This is a genomic window from Mycobacterium paraffinicum (assembly GCF_001907675.1).
Lineage (GTDB): Bacteria > Actinomycetota > Actinomycetes > Mycobacteriales > Mycobacteriaceae > Mycobacterium > Mycobacterium paraffinicum_A.
Genome location: NZ_MPNT01000041.1, coordinates 1 through 21,246, shown reverse-complemented (window position 1 = coordinate 21,246; position 21,246 = coordinate 1). Strand labels below are relative to the sequence as shown.

At 66.5% G+C, this 21,246-nt stretch carries 18 protein-coding genes; 1 reads left to right on the top strand and 17 read right to left on the bottom strand.

What is annotated here, in order from left to right; genetic code table 11:
- The first annotated feature begins 71 nt into the window (after positions 1 to 71).
- The gene (locus BRW65_RS32535) at positions 72 to 350 is read left to right on the top strand and encodes an alpha/beta hydrolase (protein ID WP_242657608.1); all 279 of its coding nucleotides are present in this window, start codon (positions 72 to 74) and stop codon (positions 348 to 350) included.
- 146 nt (positions 351 to 496) lie between these two features.
- Here the strand turns inward: BRW65_RS32535 and BRW65_RS27385 are convergent, their stop codons facing one another.
- From BRW65_RS27385 to BRW65_RS27305, 17 genes are all read right to left on the bottom strand, one after another.
- On the bottom strand, positions 497 to 784 hold the full coding sequence (locus BRW65_RS27385) for a WXG100 family type VII secretion target (protein WP_036456385.1): 288 nt from the start codon (positions 782 to 784) through the stop codon (positions 497 to 499).
- A 56-nt stretch (positions 785 to 840) separates the two neighbouring features.
- The gene (locus tag BRW65_RS27380; protein ID WP_036456387.1) at positions 841 to 1,131 is read right to left on the bottom strand and encodes a WXG100 family type VII secretion target; all 291 of its coding nucleotides are present in this window, start codon (positions 1,129 to 1,131) and stop codon (positions 841 to 843) included.
- Between the two features lie 94 nt (positions 1,132 to 1,225).
- Positions 1,226 to 2,545, bottom strand: a complete 1,320-nt coding sequence (locus BRW65_RS27375) for a PPE family protein (RefSeq protein ID WP_065501432.1) — start codon at positions 2,543 to 2,545, stop codon at positions 1,226 to 1,228.
- Positions 2,546 to 2,574: 29 nt separating this feature from the next.
- Positions 2,575 to 2,892: a PE family protein gene (locus BRW65_RS27370; protein ID WP_036456391.1), complete on the bottom strand. Its 318-nt coding sequence runs from the start codon at positions 2,890 to 2,892 to the stop codon at positions 2,575 to 2,577.
- Positions 2,893 to 3,092: 200 nt separating this feature from the next.
- Positions 3,093 to 7,256, bottom strand: a complete 4,164-nt coding sequence (gene eccCa / locus BRW65_RS27365; protein WP_065501434.1) for a type VII secretion protein EccCa — start codon at positions 7,254 to 7,256, stop codon at positions 3,093 to 3,095.
- A gap of 15 nt (positions 7,257 to 7,271) precedes the next feature.
- Positions 7,272 to 8,795, bottom strand: coding sequence for a type VII secretion protein EccB (gene eccB / locus BRW65_RS27360; RefSeq protein WP_073880100.1), 1,524 nt, complete (start codon positions 8,793 to 8,795; stop codon positions 7,272 to 7,274).
- A complete protein-coding gene (gene eccA, locus BRW65_RS27355) occupies positions 8,795 to 10,726 on the bottom strand; it encodes a type VII secretion AAA-ATPase EccA (protein WP_083212104.1) in 1,932 nt (643 codons plus the stop codon). The genes eccB and eccA overlap by 1 nt, the downstream gene beginning before the upstream one ends.
- A complete protein-coding gene (locus BRW65_RS27350) occupies positions 10,723 to 11,031 on the bottom strand; it encodes a YbaB/EbfC family nucleoid-associated protein (RefSeq protein ID WP_065501437.1) in 309 nt (102 codons plus the stop codon). The genes eccA and BRW65_RS27350 overlap by 4 nt, the downstream gene beginning before the upstream one ends.
- 171 nt (positions 11,032 to 11,202) lie before the next feature.
- Complete coding sequence (locus tag BRW65_RS27345) at positions 11,203 to 12,813, bottom strand: PPE domain-containing protein (RefSeq protein WP_065501439.1); 1,611 nt, start codon at positions 12,811 to 12,813, stop codon at positions 11,203 to 11,205.
- A 13-nt stretch (positions 12,814 to 12,826) separates the two neighbouring features.
- Positions 12,827 to 13,060: a hypothetical protein gene (locus BRW65_RS27340; RefSeq protein WP_065501441.1), complete on the bottom strand. Its 234-nt coding sequence runs from the start codon at positions 13,058 to 13,060 to the stop codon at positions 12,827 to 12,829.
- Between the two features lie 7 nt (positions 13,061 to 13,067).
- The gene (locus tag BRW65_RS27335; RefSeq protein WP_065501443.1) at positions 13,068 to 14,969 is read right to left on the bottom strand and encodes a bacterial transcriptional activator domain-containing protein; all 1,902 of its coding nucleotides are present in this window, start codon (positions 14,967 to 14,969) and stop codon (positions 13,068 to 13,070) included.
- A 21-nt stretch (positions 14,970 to 14,990) separates the two neighbouring features.
- Positions 14,991 to 15,875 (bottom strand): hypothetical protein, encoded by an 885-nt coding sequence (locus tag BRW65_RS27330; protein WP_065501445.1) that lies wholly within the window; start codon positions 15,873 to 15,875, stop codon positions 14,991 to 14,993.
- Positions 15,875 to 16,069, bottom strand: a complete 195-nt coding sequence (locus tag BRW65_RS27325) for a hypothetical protein (protein WP_036456404.1) — start codon at positions 16,067 to 16,069, stop codon at positions 15,875 to 15,877. The genes BRW65_RS27330 and BRW65_RS27325 overlap by 1 nt, the downstream gene beginning before the upstream one ends.
- Complete coding sequence (locus BRW65_RS27320) at positions 16,069 to 16,479, bottom strand: hypothetical protein (RefSeq protein ID WP_073880074.1); 411 nt, start codon at positions 16,477 to 16,479, stop codon at positions 16,069 to 16,071. The genes BRW65_RS27325 and BRW65_RS27320 overlap by 1 nt, the downstream gene beginning before the upstream one ends.
- Before the next feature lie 17 nt (positions 16,480 to 16,496).
- Complete coding sequence (locus BRW65_RS27315; protein WP_073880072.1) at positions 16,497 to 19,247, bottom strand: FtsK/SpoIIIE domain-containing protein; 2,751 nt, start codon at positions 19,245 to 19,247, stop codon at positions 16,497 to 16,499.
- The gene (locus tag BRW65_RS27310) at positions 19,247 to 19,894 is read right to left on the bottom strand and encodes a hypothetical protein (protein ID WP_139273264.1); all 648 of its coding nucleotides are present in this window, start codon (positions 19,892 to 19,894) and stop codon (positions 19,247 to 19,249) included. The genes BRW65_RS27315 and BRW65_RS27310 overlap by 1 nt, the downstream gene beginning before the upstream one ends.
- A 22-nt stretch (positions 19,895 to 19,916) precedes the next feature.
- Positions 19,917 to 21,053: a C40 family peptidase gene (locus BRW65_RS27305; protein WP_065500817.1), complete on the bottom strand. Its 1,137-nt coding sequence runs from the start codon at positions 21,051 to 21,053 to the stop codon at positions 19,917 to 19,919.
- Positions 21,054 to 21,246: the final 193 nt, after the last annotated feature.

Below are 21,246 nucleotides of genomic sequence, written 5' to 3'. Positions count from 1 at the left end.
TCAACCTTGGACCCGAGCCTCGGCCAATACCGCGATATGACGATCAGCGGTTCCGAATGTGCTTCGCGCGCTTGGTCACTCACTATTGGCGACACACGGCGTGGCGAGCCGAGGGAGAGCTTCTTGCCGGTGTCAGCCGAATCAAGCACCTTCCGGCAGTTCTGATCCACGGCCGCCTCGACCTGAGCTGCCCACCCGACGTCGCCTGGAAACTGGCACAGAAATGGCCGGGCGCGCAACTGCACATCGTGCCGGGCGCCGGTCACTCCTCGGGAGGTGCGATTTCTGATTACGTGGTTGCCGCCCTCGACCGCCTGGCGGCCCTCACCACCGCCTGGGACAAGATCTGATCGACGTCGTTTCTCTCGCAAAGCGAGACAGGACGGGGCGGAAGCTCAGACAGCGTCGAAAGACCCTGTCGCCCAATGCGCAGGTGGGGCGGTCACCGTCTCGGGTGACCGCCCCACCTGTCTGTGTTGGAGCTAGTTGCGCCGGGTTAAACCCACTTGGCGGCTTCGTTCTGGTCGTAGTTCATCATGTTCATGGTGTTCTGCTCGTGGATCTCGACCAGGTTGTTGTGGCGCTGAGCGAGCTCCTCTTGCGCCTGGTTCCACTGGCTCAGCCACTGGTTGGCGGTCTGACCGGTGTCGCCTTGCCAGTTGGCGGCCAAGGCGGCCTGCTCGGTGCCGATGGTGGAACCGATCGAGCGCAGCGCGGCGTTGTGGCCCCGCATCTCGCCGACGTGCGCGAGCATCGCCGGGTACTGGTAAGTGATTTGGCTCATGAGCTGTACCTTTCGCTTCGTCTAGTGGGTGTGTAGCCGGGGTTGCCCCCGGGCTGCTACATGACGTATTCGCCGGCCGCGTTGGTGTCGGCGGTGGTGTAGGTCGTCGCGCCTTCGTGCACGTTCTGCTCGGCGATGGCCAGCAGCGCGTTGACCTTGTTGGCGGTTTCGACGAAGCGGGCGTGAGCCGCCTGGAAGGCCATCGCCGAGTCGCCCTTGTGGAAGGCCTGGGCGGCCTGGGCGGATTGCTCAGCGGCGGCGAGGGTGCTCTTGTAGATGGCCACGTTCTGACCGAAGCTGTGGCCGGCCGAGACCATGGCTGGAACGTTGGTGTCAAGAAGTCCCATTGTCGGTGTCCTTTCTTGGGGACCGATGGTGATTTTCGGTGCTGGATTGGCTTGTGGATTAGTCGATGCGATCCGCAGTGTGGGTGAAGGCGTCCTAGCGGGTCATTGCGTACGCCTCCTTTTCGCTGTCGGCGTCCTCGTCGACAGCGTCGTCGGCGTAGGTGTTGACCCGTTGACCGCGGGCCCGGGTGTTGTGGGCGCCGCCGCCCATCATGCCGCCGCCAGCGCCGCTCCCACTGGAGCCGGCGGCGCCGGGAAGTCCGGTAGCGACGGGGGTGATGGCACGCGCGCTGTTGGCCAGCGACGAGGTGGTGCTCGGCGCCGCACCCCAGGTGGAGGGCATCAAAGGCTTGCTGGGCCCGCTGCCGAATGCACCGCCGGCCAGGCTGGTCATGCCGGCGGGGTTGAATCCGCCGATGGCCCCGGTGCCGGCGAAGCCGACCGGCACCCCCTGCTGTCCCAGGGAGCTGCCCCCTCCGGTGAGTTGGCCCAGCATGCTGCTGAGCTGCTGGGGCGCCGACAAGAGTTGCTGGGGCGCTGAGGTCAGCAGCTGGCCGGGGCCCTGAGTGAGCCCCTGGGCGGCCTGCGGGCCGATGGATGCGGCTTGCTGCAAGAAGCTGCCCGCCATGTTCTGGGTCAGCCCTTGCTCGGCGGTGCCGTCTTGGTTGCCGGCCGCTTGCGCTTGGTTCTGCGCCGGCGGCAGTTTGTCAGTGACTGAAGCCGGACTGCTCGCGGCTTTGCCCGCGAGCAGCTTGTCACTCGAGATATCGGAACCGGTTGCCGCACCGCCACCAATGGTGCCGTACCCGGCAGTATGGAATCCCGCTGAGACCGCGGTCGCCAAACCCGCTTCCCCCGTACCGACGCTCAGGGTGACCGGTGACATCGGGGTGGGAGGGATGGAGGTCGCGGCGGCGCTGGAAGCGCCATCCCAGGTGCTCATGACATCGGCGGCCAGCTGCCACATGCGCTGGTAATCGGCTTCGTTAAGCCCGATGGGGATGGTATTGACGCCCATGAAGTTGGTACCGATCAGCACGCCGTGAACGAAATGGTTTTCGAACAGCTCCCCCATGGTCGGCATCGCGCCGACAGCGCCTTCGTAGGCCGCCGCGATCTCACCGTGGGATCCGGCCGTGAACGCCGCCTTGGCGGCGACGTCGGCCAGCCACAACAGCATCGGCTGATGAGCGGCCACGAACTGGGTGGCTGCCTCGCCTTGATACTGGGATTCGACAGCCGCGATGATCCCTTCGAGTTCGGCCAGCGCCGCCATGTATTCGGCACTCAGATGCGTCCACGACGTTCCCGCGGCAGTGATTCCCGCCGCGGTGGCGCCAGCGTTGAGCAGCGCCGAGTGGACTTCGGGCGGCGCCGCCACCCAAATCTGGGCTAATACTGTGTCGAAGGACATGGGTGCACGTTCTGCCAGATGATCGACAGCTAGACGCTGATGCCGGCGCTGGCCCCGTATGCGCCGGCCTGAATGCCGTCGACCAGGGTGTAGCCGATACCGGATTCGCCGACGCCTTCCGAAGAGGCGGCGAGCTGGGTGTTGCCCATGCCGGCCATCGCCTGGTGCGACACGCCCTCAGCGACCAGGGAGGCGGCCGTCTTCACCGACACCGCGTCTGCGCCAGGCGGCAGGATGGCACCCGTGGCCACGGCGTGCGCGGCGTTGGTACCCAAGAGACGAGCGGTCAATGCAGCTACCTGAGCTGAAGCGGCTGCTAACGCTTCGGGTGTGACATCAACTTGCATGAAACAACATCCCCTCTGGTTTCACTATTCGCGATGTTTTGTAGTAATTGTCGCTGCCCCGCCTCGCTGCGGCCACCGACAATTCGGCCCCCGTGACGGCCCGGTTAGATGCCCGGTACCGCCGACACATGACACCTGCTGTAATTGCAGCAGGCGCACTAACACGCTAACACCGCTATCGTGCACATTTAACATTCCGGTTACATTTGGTCAGGGACCGCCAACTGGGCGTATCCCTCGTTCTGACCGCCACTGGCCAACACATAACCGCGGCCGGGATCGAGGTCCTGGAATTTCATTCCACCGACCTTGTCATTACTCGCCGTGGAGCCCAGCATGATGCGGACGGCGTTTTGGTTGGCCAGCTGACCCGACACGGTATTGGGCGACATTTCCGCAGCAGCAGCTCCTTGCGCCCGGTGGGTCATGATCACCCGCAAGCCCACCTCGCTGGCAGAGGCGAAATGGCGCAGCATCGGCTGCCACGTCTGCACCATCCGACCCGATCCGCTCGCCGGGACACCGCCGGCAGGGACGTGGTCATAGATCTGCTGCTGGGCGGGAATGGCATCGAGGTCGTCGACGAACAAGTAGATCAGCGCCCCTTGCAATTTCCAGGTCCGCTTTTCTTCCCAGGGCAGATCCTTCGGCGGTGTTCTGCCGTCAAGGACGTGCGCCATCTGCTCAAGACGTTGCGCCATGGAAGCGAAGTCGGTCTCGTAGTAGTCCTCGCCCTCGATGAGCCGTGCCGTCTCGGCGCTGAGCCCAAGACCTCTGTCGAACACGCACACAATCGCTTGCTCGGGACCCGAGCGGCGCGCGACCACGCTGCGCAGCAAGTGGGTGAGGAACGTCGTCTTACCCTTCTCGTCGTCGCCATAGACGCCCACGAGGGGGTTTCGGGCGAAGTCATGCACCAACGGCTGCAGGTCGCGGCCACGCAGGCCCAAGGCGAACCGCTCTCCGTCGAGCCGATCTTGACTCAACCCGGCAGCTCTGACCATCGCCGGCAGCAATTGCGGGCTCGGCACCGGGGTGTCTCCCGCGTAGTGCTGTGCCACGGTGGCCACCGTTTCGCGCACCTTCTCGTCCAAGTTGTCCATGCTGGGCTGACCGTCGAGGCGACCGACCGCGAAGCGGATGACATCGCCGACACCGTTGATGCCGCGACCCAGATCGTGCTTGGGGATGCGGTCTTGCGGGCGGATCATCTCGTCCGTCTTCTGCGGCTTGATTTGGGAGTCGGAAGCTTGCGAGAGTTTCAGCTCGAACCGGGTGTTGATGTGGTTTTGCACCTCGTTGCCGAACTTCAACCAACTGGCCGCCGAAATCAGCACATGCATACCCCGGCCGGCGGTGGCCAGCCGTTCCACACTCTTGACGTGCGGGTTCTTGGGATTCAGAAGCGAGGTGTTGTCGTCGAGGAAGTTGTCCCAGCCGTCGACCACCAAGAACAAGTCAGTGGGGTAGCCGTCCTCGAGTCCTGGCTCATCGCCTTGGCTTCGCCGCCGCCGGAACTCAGCGAGCGAGCCGATGTTGAACTGATCGAAGATACGGCGCCGGCGCGCGATCACCGCCTCGAGGTCTCCGAAGATCCGCAAGTTCAGTTCATCGCGCTCGTTGCCGCCGATCGCGCCGATGTGGGGCAGGCCGTTGAGCGTCCCCACCGCCGGCCCGCCATAACTCATGACGTAGAAGCCCACGTCACGCGGGGAATAGCGGGCGGCCGCGGCCAGAATGAAGGTCTGCACCGCCATCGACGCTTCCTCTTTGCGCATGCCCAGGATCGACACATTGCCGTCATCGACGCTGTAACTAAGTAGGCTGTGGCTCAATTGGCGCGGTCGATCGATTTTGCCCAGCGGCCACCATGGGGCCGCTGCGGGTGCCGCCGTGTCCGCGGCGCCGGCCTGGGTGAGCATGGCATCGAGCGGGATCGGCTCATCCAGCGGCGGCGACCACAGCTGCGGTGAGGGCTTGCCATAGGCGGCAGCCAACTGCGGCCCGACGGTCAATACCAGCGACCGCGGCGGGCCCTCGATGACTGATTCGCCGGCGATTTCCTCTTCGATCACTGTGTCGGGGTCAGGCTCGACACGACCGGCGGTGAACACCCGCGCGCGGGGCTTGGCGTTGATGACCTTGCGGCTGATCGTGGTCGGCGGCTCGTAGCGGGCAGGCAGCATGAATCCGCGGTACTTCATCGGCTCAGCACCGGGCGCGCGCACGAAATAGCCTGTGCCTTTGACGTTTTTGCCGTCGGGGATGTGGTAGGCGTCGCCGTTGCCGATCACTTGCCTCGAGATGGATTCGCTGGCGACCTTCAACCCGATGCGGTAATTGGTGTTCTTGTCGATGTCCTTAATGTGGCCCTGGTCGAGGGTCTGGCTGGCGAACAGAAAGAAGATCCCTTGCGAGCGGCCTTTGCGGCACACAGTGTCGAACACCTTGGCCATCTCCGGATGGTCCCGCAGCAGCAACGAGAATTCGTCGATGATCACGAACAGGAACGGGATCGGTGGGAGATCTTTGCCGGCGGCAGTGGCCCGTGCCTCGTTGTATTCGCGCAGCGACTCAAACGCAGCGCCCCTGATCTGGCGACCGGCGTGAGCAAACGCCACACCCCGCTGGTCGAGCAACCCCAGGCACGTCTCGCCGAACCGCTCGACGTGGGATCTCTTTTCCTCGAGGTTGGTGATGACCGCGACCGCATGCGGATAACCGGCGAAGCCGTCGAATCCAGCACCGTCTTTGAAGTCGACGAGGATCGCCTGCACGACATCGGGGGAGTGGTGGGCAAAAAGCGTGAACACCAACGTTTTCAGCAGCGTGGACTTGCCTGAACCGGTCATGCCGATCATCAGCCCGTGCGGCCCATTGCCGCCGTCGGCTTCATCTTTGAGGTCGAGCATCTGCGGTGCCCCGCTGGGCTGCAATCCCAGCGGCACCCGCAACATCGGTGACAGATCCACCGGCTCTCCGGTTCCCACGGGCAGCATCCGCGGCGCCCACAGGGCCTCGACGTCCAGTTTGGCGGCATTGGAGATACCCAGTAACGCCAGAAGATTCTGCGCGGCAGCTGATTCGGCATTTTGCCGACTCGTGGGCGCGGCGTCCCACTTCGACATTTGCCGCGCCACATGCCGCGAGACGTGCGCATCGAGCACGTCTGGTTCAGCGCAAAAGGTCTGCCAGCGAAAGCTCTGCCACGTGTCCATTCGCACGGCGGCGTCGGGGGTGTGGGCGTCACGGGCCACCCGCAGCAGCAGCTCGCGTGAGTGGGGCGCGTAATCGCGGTCAGGGCCAGCGGCCGCGCGATAGGTGATCACCGTGACGCCGTCGCGTGCGGCGATGCGCCGCACCCCATCGTGGCCGGCGCTGGGGTCATCGACCACGACCACCACGTGTTTGTGCGATTTGCTCACCGCCGCGGAGTCGGTATTTCCTTTGTCGTCGACCACTTTGTCGCGATCCTTGATCAGCGGGGCCAGCATGGTCTCGACCTCACGCAACGAGATACCCAGCAACCGTGCTGGCCCGGCGCCATCGATGTCCTGGCTTTCGGTGTGCGGCAACCACTTCGCCCAGTTCCACTGCGATTCCAGTTGCGGTGAGGCCACCGCCAAAGCGATGTCGTTGGGGGTGTGCCAGCACACCAGTTGCGCGATCCAGGCCCGCAGGATCGCCCGAAAGAGCACCTGGTCGCCGTAGATGGCGATCATGCCGAATCCAGCCAGGTCAATCGCCTTAGGGCAGTGCGGGATTGATTGCTGCACAGCCCTAAGGTGCTGCAACGCCGTGTACGTGACCGGTTCTAAATCCAGTTCGGACTCAACGGGTTTGACCTTGATTTTGCTCTGTAACCGCACCTCGTCACGGCCGACGCGCACATGCAGATAATCTGGGTCAGTAGCGCCACGTTCCCACATTCGAGGTGATCCAAGAACCGCTTCAAGCACCTCCGGGTCTGGATGTGACCACTCGGCGCTAGCTTTCTGCGCAGCAGCGACGTCCCGGATTTCTTCGCCCTTGCCCGACAGCCAGCGCAAATATTCCGCCCGTTCGGAATTGACTTCGGGAGTAGACAGTTCGCTGTTGCCGCCTTGGGCCTGCATGGACTGAAACAGCGCGATCACCATCATGGCCACAAAGAACAGGTACATCGGCTGCATCTGCCGGTACCCGGTCATGAACATGAAGACCACCATGACGACCATCGACGCGCCGAAAACCCATGGCAGCGCCTTTTTCAGTGCGCCGACCTCGACGGTGCGGGGCAGCTCCGGCGGGGGGTTGAGGGTGAAATCCTTAGCCTTGTGCTGGGGACCGGCCACGCGGCGCCGATGGGGGAATCGTTCTCGCATCAGGGATCTCCCTTATCAGTGCGCAACCAGCGCATCGGCTTTGGACAGGGTGGGGCCGGGGGCAAATAGACTCAGCACCGACCAGGGGACCGGCAGCGGCGGCGAACTCAAGCCCAGCACTTCTGCCGTGGACGTCGTTGACCGGCCAGCTGGTGGGTCTTCTAACCCGTAGCGCACACCGAGATCAGAGACCCAAAACAGCGACTCTTTGGTCTTCGCTTGTGGTTGCTGCCCGGTGACCTGCACGTAGTAGCCATTGCCCCGGGGTAACACGACCCGCGCGGCGGTGGTGGGCCCGGCCCCAGTGAGCTCCACTGGCTTGGCGTCGGCGGCAACGGGAAGGCTCTGTCCGGACAACAGCGTCAGGCTGGACGTGGGCGCGCCGGCCAGTTTCACCCACTGTCCGCAGGTCACCGGGTCGGTCTCAGGATCCATGATCCGCAGCGCCGCCGCCGGGTAATCGTCGACCGAAATCGGTGTAGCTTTGGGCGCTTTGGCGACCTGGTCTGGTGTCAGGGCGGGCGGCTCGACAAGGCCATAGGCGTCGTTGGCTCGCAGGATCGCCGCCACCACCGGGGAGATGGACTGTAGCCCTTCTGCGGTCACGACGTAGTAGCGAATCTGGTTGTTGGTGTCGTGGTCGATCACCACCGAGGCCACCGGCGGCGGCGTCTGGCCGGCGACCGGCCACACAAATCGGGGCGGATCCCCGGCGTTGGCCACGAACGGCACCACCAGCGGAGCCGATTCGGGAATTAGATTCAGCAGTGAACGGTTGATGGTCCGCGGTGCGGGCGTGTCGGCATTGATTCCTACCGCCGCGGTGACCGCGGCGTTGTGCAGATCGATTTGACTGCGTTTGCCGCCCCAGATCAGCCAGGCGGTCTGGCCGCCGTCGGTGGTGGCCAACACCGCCGAGGACGCCGGCAGTGCAGACGCGTGGCCTGAACCGGCAACCGGATCGCCGAAGATCACCGTTGTGCCACTTTGCGCGCCGCCGATAGCGTCGCAGACCATCCAGCGCGCGTCGCGGGCATCGGACTGCACCATGCGTGAGGGCGCATTGGGAATGCCCAACGTGTTGCCCAAGGGGAACTTGTCGATTTCGCTGGATTTCACCACGGTCGGGTTATCTGGATGGCCCGAGATCAGGCGGGCGCTGGCCAGGTTGAGCACCGGATGTAGTTCGTCGTTGACCACCACGTACAGCGCGTTGGTGGACCGTTCAGCCAGCACGTGCTTGGTGCCGGTGACGCCGGCAGGTTTGAGGATCGACAGCACCAACGCCCCTGCCACCAGCACGGCCGCGATCAGGGTGCCCACGCTCAGGGCGCGGCCCTGCCGGCGTAGCGGATCGGTGAGCATCCGGGTGTCGCGCAGCGCGACGCCGTTGCTGATCCGTCGAATCAGGAATCGCCAGCCCGAAACCTGGTGTCGGGTAACGAATCCCCATGGCCGCTTGCGCGCCGAGGTGGGTCCTAACTCGACGCTGCGGGACTTAAACCCCCGCCGTGGACGTGGGGTAACCGGTGCGGTCATCACGCACCTCCGCCGGCCGGTGTGCTGCCGCGGCGCCACAAGTCGGGTTCAGCTGAACTCACCGGCTCGCCGTGCTGCGGTGCCGCCCCCACGAGCGGTCCTTGATCGCGGTCGTGCCGCGATAGCTTGATGTTCTGTTCTTTGTCGGCTCGATCGAGTTCGCGCGCCACAGCGGTGCGCACGTCCTCGGCGGTGATGGTCTGCAACTCCTCGGCGGTGGCACCGGGGCCGAGTTTGCCGGTGACGTCGAGGCGGTGGTCACGCTGCTCTTCAGCGAATTGGATCAGGTTCTCGCTGAAGCGGGCGTTGCCCAACACGTCCATCGCCGGACGGCGCCGCCCGCTGGTGTCCACGGCGGTGGCACCAGCGAGCTCGGCGTAGGCGGCCCGCAGCGGCTCGGTATCGGAGATGATGCTGCCGCCTTTGGCGGCTTTGCGCACCGTGATCTCCACTAGCTCATCGACGGTGTAGGACGGCAACGTGATGGCGCGGGTGAATCGTGACCGCAGCCCCTCGTTGGAGTCGAGGAATTCCTGCATCTTGTCGGCGTAGCCGGCAGCGATCACCATCAGCTTGCCGGCGTGGTTGGTCATGGCGCGCAACAGTTCTGCGATCACCACCCGGCCGTAGTCCCGCTCGGAATCTGATTCGGTGAGCGCATAGGCCTCGTCGATGAACAGCACCCCGCCGCCGTCGTCGACGATGCGGTCGATGATCGCTTTGATCTTGGCTTCCGAGCCGCCGATGACCCGGTCGACCAGGTCCGAGCGGCTGGCTTCGACGAAGGTGTCAGACGGCAGCACATCGGCGGCACACAGCAGCTTGGCGATCACCCGGGCGATCGTCGTCTTCCCGGTGCCGGGCGGCCCTTTGAGCACCAAGTGCAGCGACTTGTTGCGCACCGGCAGCCCGAGGGTTTCGCGTTGCTTGTCAGCGCGCACGCTCGATTCCAGCCGCGCGATTTGCTCTTTGACGTCGACCATGCCGACGAAGTCGGCGAGTTCAGCGGCGGCTTCGCCCTTGAGCTCCTCGCGGCGAGCCGCTCCGAGCTGGCGAGCGAAGTCGCGTTCGCCGGGCTCGGTGTCGGGATCCCAGTAGTCGTTGCGGGCGTCGATGCGCGCGGCGGTGGTCGGGTGGATGCCGAAAGCGGGATCGCTAAGCGCCGTGGCGATCGTCGATCGCACATGTTCGGAGATCCCCACCACGGCGTAGGCCTCGTTGAGCAGCGCGGTGGCAGCCTCAGCGCGGCCCAGCGCTCGAGCGCACAATCCGGCCCCGAGCAGCGCTTCAGCGCTGGCAGCCTCGATCGGCCCCTGCCCTTGGCTGCTCAATTGGTCAAATCCCTGCTCCCACAGGCCCAGATAGGCGCCGGACAAGCCGAGGGCCACCTGTACTGCTTGGTGCAGGAACGGATCGTTGCGTACCTGCGCGGCCAGCGGCGCCAGGACCCGGCGTACGTCATGCCAGCGTTTGGCCCGGAAGTACACCACCGCCAACACCCAGCCGGCAGGCCCGGGCACAGCCGCAAGCAACCGGTCGTCCAGCAGATCGCGGGCGCCGGCGTAGTCGCCGGCGGCGGCACGCGCGGCCGCACACGCCATGATGACGCCGTCGGCGCCGCGCGCGTGCAGCTGGATGTACAGGCCGGTATCGAAGGCGAAATCGATTGCGTCAGCAGCCACGTCACCGGCGGTGATCAACTCACCGCAGGTGTCTAGGGCGCGGTAGGCGTTTTCCAGGACCGCGCGGCTGACGTCGCCGCTGGCCGCTAGGCCCAGCCATCCGTCGCACTGATCGGGGTACTGCACGGTCAGGCGCTCGAATCCGCTGCGCGCGGCGCGCTTATCGGGCACCTGCCGGCGTCCGTATACTTCGGCGCCCAGTGCTGCACAGCTGCTCAGGAAGAGGTCCAGCGCGTCGCTGCTTGTCATCGCTGCTCCACGACCGCGGCGACTTGGGCGCTGACGTGTTGTGACACTTGGGAAAATCCTTCCTCTGACATGGCCAGCAGCAGTTCACTGAGCTTGTCGCCGGGGTAGCGGTCAAACAGGTCCTCGGCGAACGACGCCTCGACGATCATGCCGTCGCCGTCGAAGACAAGCGTGTTGTCGCCGTCGGGGCAGCTCACCGTGACCCGTAGTTGTTCGAGGTTTCGGCGTGCCGCTCGGATTCGTTCGAGGAATTGCCGGCCGCGCGCCATTTCGGCGGACACGGCGGGGTGCAGGGGAATGTCCATCAGACGATGTCGCCTAACACTGGTGGGCTGGTGGGATCGCAGCGGGTGTGCCGGCGCGGGTGCTGTCCCTGAGGGGGTCGCGCTGTGGTGTGCGGGGGGCGCACCGGCCGATCGGTCATGCCATCAGCGTGGCACAAAAGTGCGACAGCCGGGGCGCAAGGTCAGCCACCGCTAGGCGTCGTCGCGGGTCGAGGTTTCCTTCTTGCGGGCAGCGATACGCGCCCTGACGGCGTTGTGCGCGTCGGGTTTGACCACGGGCTCGGCCTTTTCGGCAGCGCCGACAACTCCGGGCCGCCCTTCGGAGTCGACCTCGGGTATCGGCTGCTCGTAGCTGTGCACCTTCTTGGACTCCGTGCCCTCACCGTGGCGTCCCATCGGCATCATGCCCATGCCGCCTGACCCGCTCGAGCTCGCGGCGGCGGGGCTGGCCGCCGGCTTGCTCGGCCCGGTAGGCGGCGAGGAGGCCGGGGTTCCGGTCAGCCCGGCCGAGTGGACTCCGCCGAGGGCGGCAGGTTTGATCGGGCTGCCACCGCCTCCACCCTTGTGGGCTCCGCCTCCTGCCGGGTGCGCATGCGTCAGCGCGGCGGGCTTGATCGGTGGTTTGGTGGCCTTGGCCAGATTGCCGGCCTGCTGGCTGAGTTGCTGACCGAGTTGGCCCAGCGACTGTAAGGGGTTGCCTTGGCCAAACGACTGCATCAGCGGGCCGAGCGCGCCCATTAGGGAGCCCAGCATGTCTTGGAAACCCGATCCTTCCCCGGACGCCGACGATTTGGACGTCTGCGGGCTGCCATCACCCGACTTCGGCGCTGGGGGATCGTCTTGCTGATCGGTTTCGCCGGGTTTGTCACCGGTGTTCGGCGTGGGTGAGCCGGGAGCGGTTGGCGTGTTGGGGGCCAATCCAGGACCGGGGGGAAGTGTGCTCGGCGGTGTGCCGGCCGCTTTGCCTGTGGTGGTATAGCCGGTCAAGGTGACTCGGGCGGTGTGCTGCATCCCGGTCAACTGGGTTTGGTAGGCCTGCGCTCGAGGCGCCCCGAACGGGTCCGCGCGCGCCTCGGCCAAGTTCGTTTTGGTCGTGCGCCACACGGTGGGGTGGCCGACTGCTGTGGTCGCGGTGGTGTGAGCGCCGGCGGCGGTGCTGTAGCCGTTGGCTAGTGCGCTGGCGTGCGTGGCGACCTGTTGCGTCCAGCCGATGGCCCGGTCCAGCCGGGTCAACAGCGGTGCGCTCATCGCGGCGTGACCTGAGGCGAGAAGTTGGGTTCGGGCCCCGGTGAGCGCGGTATGGGCGGTCACTGCTTGGGTAGCCACGCCTTCCCACTGCGCGGCCTTGGCCAGCGCCGGTGTGGGGCCGGCGCCGGAGTGCAGCGCCAAGGCGAGCTTCTCACCGTCGCGGCCGCTGATGTCAGGCACGGGCGAGGTGACCGGCGGCCCGGCAGGCGCTGCGCCCGCGGCGCCTGGCCCGCTGTGGGCGGCGGCGGGCGTGGCCGCTGGTGCGTGACCGCCTGCCCCGCCGTAGGCCGCCGCGGCCGCAGTGTCTTGGGTGTCGAACCCGCTGGCTGTGCTGTGAATACCGGCTGCGGCGCCAAACGCTTGCTGGGCACCGGCTTTGATGTGCTGCACCAGCCAGCGTTGCCAGGCGTTGAGGTTGTCCATCAGCGCCTTGGACACTTCATCGTCCCCGCAGGGCGGCACGTCGGCATCCAACTGCTGGTGCAAGGCCTCACCGGCGGCGTGAACCAGTTCGCCGGCGTGGCGCAGTCCGCTGGTGTCGATATCCAAGCCCATGATGGCCCTTCCGCTACTCGGGCAACAGCGGGTCGTAGCGGTGGGCGAACGCCGCCTGCGCGCAGGTGAGGAACAATTCGGTGAATCCCTCGATGCCCAGTGGACGCAGCGTAGTGACGGCGGCGTCGACGTCGACGATCGCGCCGGTGGTGCACACCGACACCGACAAGGCGGCCGGGTCGGTCTCGGCGGTGGTGATGACCTCGTCGTCGTCGTCCTGGAATTGCGTCACAGTGATGGAATGCATGGGGTCCCTATCCTGCCTGTCGAGTGAGGTCGTAGACCGCCGGATCCCTATCGGGGCCGGTGACGGTGGCGAGGAACTGTCCACGCAGCGCGCGGAATGCGTCCTTTTCGTGGCCGTCAAGGGCCGCCGACAGCGCGACTTGCCACAGGTCCTGTCGAACGTTGTCATACCACAAGCCTTTGCGCGCGATTTCCACCGCGGCGCCGAACCGCTTGGCTTCGTGGTGCCGGCGCGCCAAGGCCACCGCAGCCGCGGGCACTCGGTCCCGTAACTCTTCGCGCAAGTCTGAGGTCCAGGCCCATTCTTTGGGCGGGATCCTGCTCAGCGGCGGCCCGGTGACCAGATCCATTGCTGCGATCAGGTTCGCGGTGGGGGTGGTCTCGACGAGGATTTCGACCAGTCGCTCGAATTCCATCCAGTCTGAGCGCACCGCGTTGTCGAGGTGGTAGCCACCATCGCTCATGGGCGGCAACGCTTTGGGTCCGCCGGGGCGCACGACACCCAGACGTGCGCGCAGCAGAGAGAGCTGTTGGGTGACCGTCTTTTCTGAGGCGGCCCCACCGTAGACGCAGCCGATGATGTCAGTGGCGCTGGCCCAGGGGCGGTGCTGGAGGAACACGGTGAGTTCGTTGAGCCGCTTTTCACGGGGCCCGGGGTCTTGGGTGCTGTGCGGCGGTTGGAGAACGACCTGGCCCAGGATGCGGTTCCATATCGGCGCGATGACCGGCGTTGGCCTATCGGTCTGTGGCCGGGTTTCCGCGGTCTCGGCGACCGGGCGGGCCGGAGCCGCCCCAGCGGCCTGTGCGGCGCGTAGGGGCGGGCTGGGGGAGGGGTGCTCGTCTGCCGGTGTCGCCCACGCGGTGGCCTGCGCCGCGTCGCTGTCATCAGGGTGCTCGGCGCCGAGAGAGGCCGCCGGCGCCGAGGGTGCGCTCATGGGTGCGAAGAAGTCGATCGGGTCCTTGGCACCGGGCGCGGGCCCGGGCTCGCTGTCCTCGAGGCCTGCAGCCTCCGCGGCCAAGCTGTCGTGATCGAGGAAAGTGGATCCAGGGCCGGGGACGTCGACGGCCGCGTCATCCCAGTGCGCTGCGCCGGCGTCGAGGCTGTGCTCGGCTTCCAGCGCCTCGGGGGTGGCGATCGGCTGCTCAGGCTGGTCGGTGAGCAGTTCGGCGCAGCGGTCAACGACTTCGGCGCTGGGAACGATCAGCGTGGCCGCCATCGGCCGCGATGAGGGGCCGCGACTGATCTGCCCGAGCCGATCGGGACCACAGCTGATCACCCATGTGCTCGCCATCGCCGCGTCTTGACCGAGGTCAATCAGGATCGGGCTGGTCGAGGCGGCCACGATCTGGGCGCGTTCGGCATAGGTCAGCCCGGGTCCACACACCAGCACGTCGACGCCGGGAACACGCCCGGGCGCCACCGGTTGCACCCGGGTGGTCCATGGTCCTTTCCACACATCGTCGGTGACCCCGACGCTGATGGCGGGATGGGTGGCCACCAGTTCGAGCACCCAACGTCGGATCAGGCCAGCAGCGGTGTTGGGATCGCCTTCGACGCGAATGCGGGGAAATGCGGCCAGGTTCAACCCCACCAGCCCACCGTCATCGGTGGTGCCGAACACCACCAGGTAGACCGGATGGTCGGGGTCGGGCGGAAGCCCGGGATCGATGGCTTCCCAACCGATTCGGGCTTCTCGTCCGGCGGGCTGCCACGGCTGGGGCAGGGGGGCCTTGAGCCCTTCGACGAACGTCACCGTCAGTTCGTCGCGGCGGGCGGTGATCACCCCGGCGGGCCCCGGCGCCGGGGAGAGCCCCGCCAGCGATTCCAGGCGCCGCGCCACGTCACGCGCTCGGCTTTGCCCGTACCACCATGAGGTGACCGGGACGCTGCTGACGGCGGTGGACACCATGACCTGTGTGTTCTGCCCGGCCTACTTGCTGCCCGTACCGCTGGCGGCTGGGTCAGCGGGAACCGCGCCGCCGTCACCGCCGGAGAATGCGTCCAGATCAACACCCGAGGTGTTCGTCGCGCTCGCGCCGGGCTTGGTTGCGCCGCCGGTCGCCGGAACAGCCCCCGCACCGCCGGCTCCACCGCCTTGGCCGCCGGGGTTGTCTGCGTTGGTGAACGGGTTGGTGGCCGCGTTGGGGTTGCTGCCCGCCGGGGTCGCGTTGGTGGCGCCGGAGGGGGAGCTGGCGAAGGGGTCTGAGGTGGCTCCCACGGTGGTGGCCGCCGGCGCGCCCGGCGAGGCCAGCGGGTCGGCGAAGGGGTTGGCGGCCGGGCTGGCCGCGCCGGCCTGCTGGGCACCGTAAGGGTCGCCGAAGGGGTTGGCGCCAGCACCGCCCATTCCTTGCCCGAATGGGCTCATGCCCTGTCCGAGCGGGTTCATCCCCTGCAGCCCGGAACCGCCTGAGCCGAGCAATTGGCTCAAGATGTCCATCAGGCCGCTGCCGCCTTTGGAGTCGTCCTTATCGTCGTCGTCTCCATGGTGGTGGTGACCACCGTTGGCGGCGTCCTCTCCGTTGGCCTGCTGTGTGGCCGCGGATTCTTCTACTGTGCCAGCGCTTTTGGACTGGTATTTCTCGATGATCGCCAAGATCTGGCGTTGGCCTTCGGGCGATTGCGGATTGGGGACTGCCGCGATCTCGGCGGCCTCGGCAGCGGAGTTACCCGCGATCGCGTTGCCGCCGTTGACGTTGACGTCGGCGCTGCCATCCGCAGCACCACCGGCGCCGGTAGCGGTGCCGTTGAACCCGTCCAGGGGTACGTGATCACGACCCGTTGTCTGGGCAAACGGCCCACCGTGCGGGTGTCCCATTAGCCGAGGACCGCCGTGGAGAAGTTCGAATCCAACACCTGTTGACGGATTTCGCGGGCCTGCTCGGCGCATTGCCGGCTCAGTTCACCGACCTCACGCAGCCCATCTCCACGCACCGGGTTGTGGCCGAACAGCTCGTAGTAGCGGCGGTGCTGGTCCTGAGACTCTTGGACCAGCGCGTCGATCGCACTCATCAGTACTCCCCTCGGTTGGCGGCGCCCACCGAGGCCAAAGCCGGCTCGGCTGATACACCGTTGGTCTGTGGATCAGAAAGTGGCTCGGGCCGCCCCGCGGTGGCGTCGGGCTTGGACGCCGCCGAGATCTCCGAGGCGGGTGTGGCGGGGGTTCTGGGCGGCGGGGTGGGCAGCTTGGCGGTCTTCTTGTAGCCCATCTGGTCGAGCTGATCGTTGGTGACCGCACCACCTTTAACCGCTGCGGTGCGCGCGTCTTCATAGCGCTCCCGTGCCGCGGCGGCGTCATGGAGCTGGGCCACGTAGGCATCCCAGGTTTCTCCGACATCACCGACTAAGGCGGTGTTGTCTTTGAGCAGGTTGGCATACGCGGCCTCCGCGGCGGCCCTGCCGGTCTTTTTCCTGGGCGCCATTCCCACCTCCGTTGTCGCTAATGCATATGGAGTTTGCGAGCCTGCATCACCTCGTAGGGATCGACCTCGATGTCGGCGGCGTTGTGACCGTCTTCGAGGTCCCGAAAGGGGATCACGAGCCGGTCAAGACCATCAGCATCTTCGGTGAGGTAAGGCTCGGCGTGAACGTACTTCCAGTCTGCGACACCGTCAACGGAAACGTCCACCAGATCACCGTGGGCCACCTCGTTGGCCGCGACCGGGATCGCGGCGTCGTATTCGTCCTCGATGGTCGGCAAATAGTCGTCGTCAAAACCGTCAACGGGCGCACCGAATGACGCGGCCGCCGCCGCGGTGGCGCCCTGCCCATCGTGGCCGTGGTGCACCTCCGCGAGCTCGGGATGCTCGTCGTCCATGGTGGCCTGCCGGACCGCGGTCAACGGTCGCACGTATTGGTCACTGAGGGGGTCCAGATCGGGGCGATCAGAGGCGAGCACGATCGGTGATTGGCGGATGTCGGCGAACGACAGCGACTGGTCGTCGTCCTCGGGGTCATAGCCGCGCAGCGCACTGTCGACAACCCGGCGCGGCCAAAAGCTGTCGACGTTGCGCAACTCGGTGAGGATCGAGCGTTCGTGGTCGGACAACGCCGCCCACTGCTCCTCGGTGGCGGGGATTTTCGGCGTGTAGAACGCTTGCATCTCCCGGAACCGGCCGTCGGGTAGCTGCACGGTCCCGCGGCCTTTGATGCCCGGTTGGATGCGGGTGCCAGCGACCGCGTCGTTGAACATCATGATCGCCGCATCCTTGGACCGCAGGCGGCCCATCGCCACCCGCAATGCGGTGTTGTCGCGCGCCTCACCGGAGATGAACATCGTGTCGGGACGCTGGATGCCGATCGCCATATGGATGGCCACTGCCCGCGCGGTCCGCAGCAGGATCCCGACGTCTTTGGTGGTCGGCGGCGCCCCTTTTTCCTTGCTGGTCTTATACGTCGCGTAGAACTCCGCCAACGCCACCACCAGGTTGGAGAACTCGTCGGTGATCACGATGATGGGGTCGAAGTCATCAGCGCGGTTGGGATTGATCTTGACCTGCGAGAGCCGATCGCGCATGGTGTCGGCGATGAACCGCAGCGCGGCGGTGTGTCCGACCAAGCCGTCTTCGTCGGTACCGGCGGTCACCAGCGACACGTTCGGCCAATCCCGCATCCCGGGTGAGTCGAAGCCCTTCGGGTCGATTTCGACCACGTTGAAACCTCGCCGCGCGCACTGGGTGGCCACGGTCATCAGCGCCGACGTCTTGCCCGAGGAGGTCTGGCCGGCGATGAGCATGTGCGGGGACTGTTTGAAGTCCCAGCTGATGGTGTTGCCGTAGGCGTCGACGCCGAACGGGATGACCGTGTGCTTGTACAGAGCGCGGATCGTTGCGCGGGTGACCGTGGGGAAGGCCAGCGGCGGGTCGACCAGGGTGGGCAAACCGGGGCTGCGCACGAATCGCACCCGCCGCGAGGCCATGCTCCATTCGGCTTCCCAGGATCCTCCGAGCGCATCAGAGACCATGCCTTCGATGACTCCGCGCCGATATGCCGAGCTGACCTTGAGGTTGTAGGCGAAGCCAACGGTGAACTCGCGGATCCGCGCGGCGATGGCGTCGTTGCCGGTGGCGGCCGCCCGCCGCGCGAGCTCCTCATCGACATCGTCGGGCGGGTTGGGTGCGGCCTGCCCGTCGACGGGGTTACCGGCCTCGTCGATCGCCGGCGCTGGGGTGTCCACGGTCACCGAGGCGATGTGGGCTGCCGCGTCAAACCAGGAGGCGACCAGCGGAGCGAGCACCGTTTCGGCGTCGTCGACGGCGTCGTGGTCATCGACGGTGACGGTGTGGGTGGCGGTCAGTGTGCGGGTCAACGCCTCATGCTCGATGGTGTAGGTGTGGCCGGTGACCTCGCGCAGCACCGCGGCGACTTCGGCGAGGAGGTCGTCGCCGACCGCCCGGGGATGCTGACTGTAGAGCAGCTTGATCACCTTGGGGAACGCCTTTTGCCGGCGCGGGTAGGCGCAGCGGATGACTTTGACGCGGCCGGCGCGCAGGTCATCGGTCCAGCCCAGCGTGAACGACGCCAGGTAGGTGATCTTGTTGATTTGGCGGGTGATGGTGCCGCGCAGGTAAGCCCACCAGGCGAATTGGGTGAACCCGTAGCCGGTCGCGGCCAGCAGCGCAACGACCAACAGCCGACCAGGCAGGGTGCTCGCCGCGATTCCGGCCCAGCGCAACAGGGCCCCGGCCAGGGCCAGCGTGACACCAGCTCCTCCCAGAATCAGCGGCACGGTGGGGTACTGCTCACCGGTCCAGGCCTGTCCGGCACGCAGGTGGCCCAGATGGCCGGTGCGGGCGCGGTGGTTGGACCACGCCAGCATGGCCCACCACAGTGCGGCCGCGCCGGCGGCGATCGCCGGGGCGGCGATGAACAGGATCCAAAACCAGCCCACGCCCACTCCGGCGACGACATAGATCGGGTTGGCCGAGGGGGGCAGCAGGTAGTCGCGTACCGGTGAGGGTGAATAGAGCAGGTGGTGGGCTGCTGGCCACACCTTGGTGTAGGTCAGGAGCGCGACCACACCCAGCCCGGACAGGATGATCCATCTCCACCCCTGGGCGGCCTGCTTCTGCTCGGCTGCGGATTCGCCGGCGATGTGGGGGCGTTTGAGCTCGGCGTTATTGATGGCGTAGGGCCGCGGCGGCGCCGTCCTGGTGTCGGCCTTGGCGCCGGCTGTCTTGTTCGCCGCCATCACCGCACCCCCGGGGAGGGGGAGGCCGGCGCCGGCGCGGTGTCGGAGTTGACCGGTACGACGTTGGCGACCTTCCAGCCGTCTGCTGCCAGGGCCAGACGGATCTCGATCTGGGTCCCGTCGTTGTAGGTGGCGCGAAACGCCACGGCGCCGGGCAGCTCGTCGAGGGGCCCGTCCAGCGAGCTCACTGCGGCCTGGGGGACGTTGCGGATGTCGGTGAGCCGGTATTGCTCGATCAGCTGCTGGGACACATCGGGGCTGATGCGGGCCAACCAGTCGTCGTGATTGTCGTTGGGGGAGGCGAAATTGGTGGCGAACCGAGCGGCGAGGGCCCGCGCGGCGTCGATGGAGGCCAGCTGGGGCGCCACGGTGGGTGCCGGTAGCTGGCCCACCTCAGGATTGTCGCCGTAATCAGGAGGCGGGGCCGCCGGCGCCGGCGCGGGTGTGGCGCTGGCGGCTGGCCGCTGCTGGTGGCGCTCGCTGGCGTCGGCGTCACCGTGGTGGGTGCTGTACTGCCAGCACAGTCCCGCCACGGCCACGATGCCAGCGATCACGCCCAGGCGGATACGCAGCGGGACACGGCGCACCCGCCACCGCAGGCGCCACCATCGGGCTCGCAGTGATCGCTGCTGTGTGCTCATGCTCATGTCAGCCTGCCTTCTTTCTTGGTCACAGGACGCGTTTGATGACGACGAAGCGGGAGGGAAACGGGGAGAGCTTCACCGGGATCCCGAAGTCTTGGGCTTCCACGATCGTGGTGGGGTTGACCACCATGGCCACGTGGCCGGGCCCGCGGGAGTCGGGGTTCAAAAACACCAGATCCCCTGGCTGCACGGCGGTACGCGGGACGATGCTGCCGTAGTGGACCATGTCGTAGGTCAAGTGGGGCAACACAATTCGATGCCCAGAGGCTTGGTAGATGGCGTAGAGCACCAGACCTGAGCAGTCGAATCCGCCTCCGGTGGGGCCGTTGATGTTCCCGCCGCCCCACACATAGGGCAGTCCGATCTGGGCTTCTGCGGCGCGCGCGGCGGCCACCCCGGCCGCGGTGCCGGGCCCAAGGTTGCTCGGAGCGCCGGCGTGCGGATCGCGCACCACACCGCAGATGTCGCGGCCGCTGTCGTCTTTGGTGGATTCTGGTGGGGTGGGATGACCAGAGCTGGCCATCACCTCGTGTAAGTGCTGGCGGTAGAACGCCGTTGCCTGGGTAACGAATGCGGCGTAGGCGTCGGGATAGGCCGATCCTTGGACTGTTTGGGCGGCCACGGTGGGGGCCATGTTCTGCCAGCCCCCGACTTTGAGCAGCTTGGCGAAGAACTTTTGCGCCGCGACGCCGGGGGTCATCAGGTCTCGCAGGCTGCCCCACCATGGCTGTTGCTGCATGATGCCGACCGACTTGTGGTCGTGTCCCACGCCCTCGTGGGGAATCCCCAGGGATTCAGGCACATTGGAGTTGGCCAGGTTGCGCAGCCCGGATTCCTCCATGCCCACGGCCAAGCCGATGATGATGCCCTTCTCGGGCACCTTCATCTGTAGGCCGGCGGCGATGACAGCTTTGCCGTTGTTGATCGGCCCGGGCCCAAAGGACACCCCGGTGTCGGGGCTGATGCCCTGGGACTGCAGCTGGTGCTGGCACTGCGGGGTCAGCCCCGCAGTGGCCGGCGGCGCCCCGCCGCCGAGGAACACCACGAATATCACCAGCAGCGCGGTCAACGCGAACGGGGCCAGCAACGCCAGCGCGGCGTACACCTTGCGGCGATGCGCCCATACCGTGCGGGCGATCGCCACCCATTCCATCGGCTCCATCAGCGCCCGCCCTAGTCAGGCAGCCTCAGACAACGCGTGTCGGCCCTCGCGGCCGCCCATGCCCCCGCCGCGGCTGGCGCGGTAGATCCGGACCGCTTCGGCCAGCCGGTCCTGGACTCGACTGGCGTCGCTGACCACGACCGCCGGTTCGGCCGGCTGCGGCGCGCGGTGGTGATCGCCGGCGGGTCCGGGG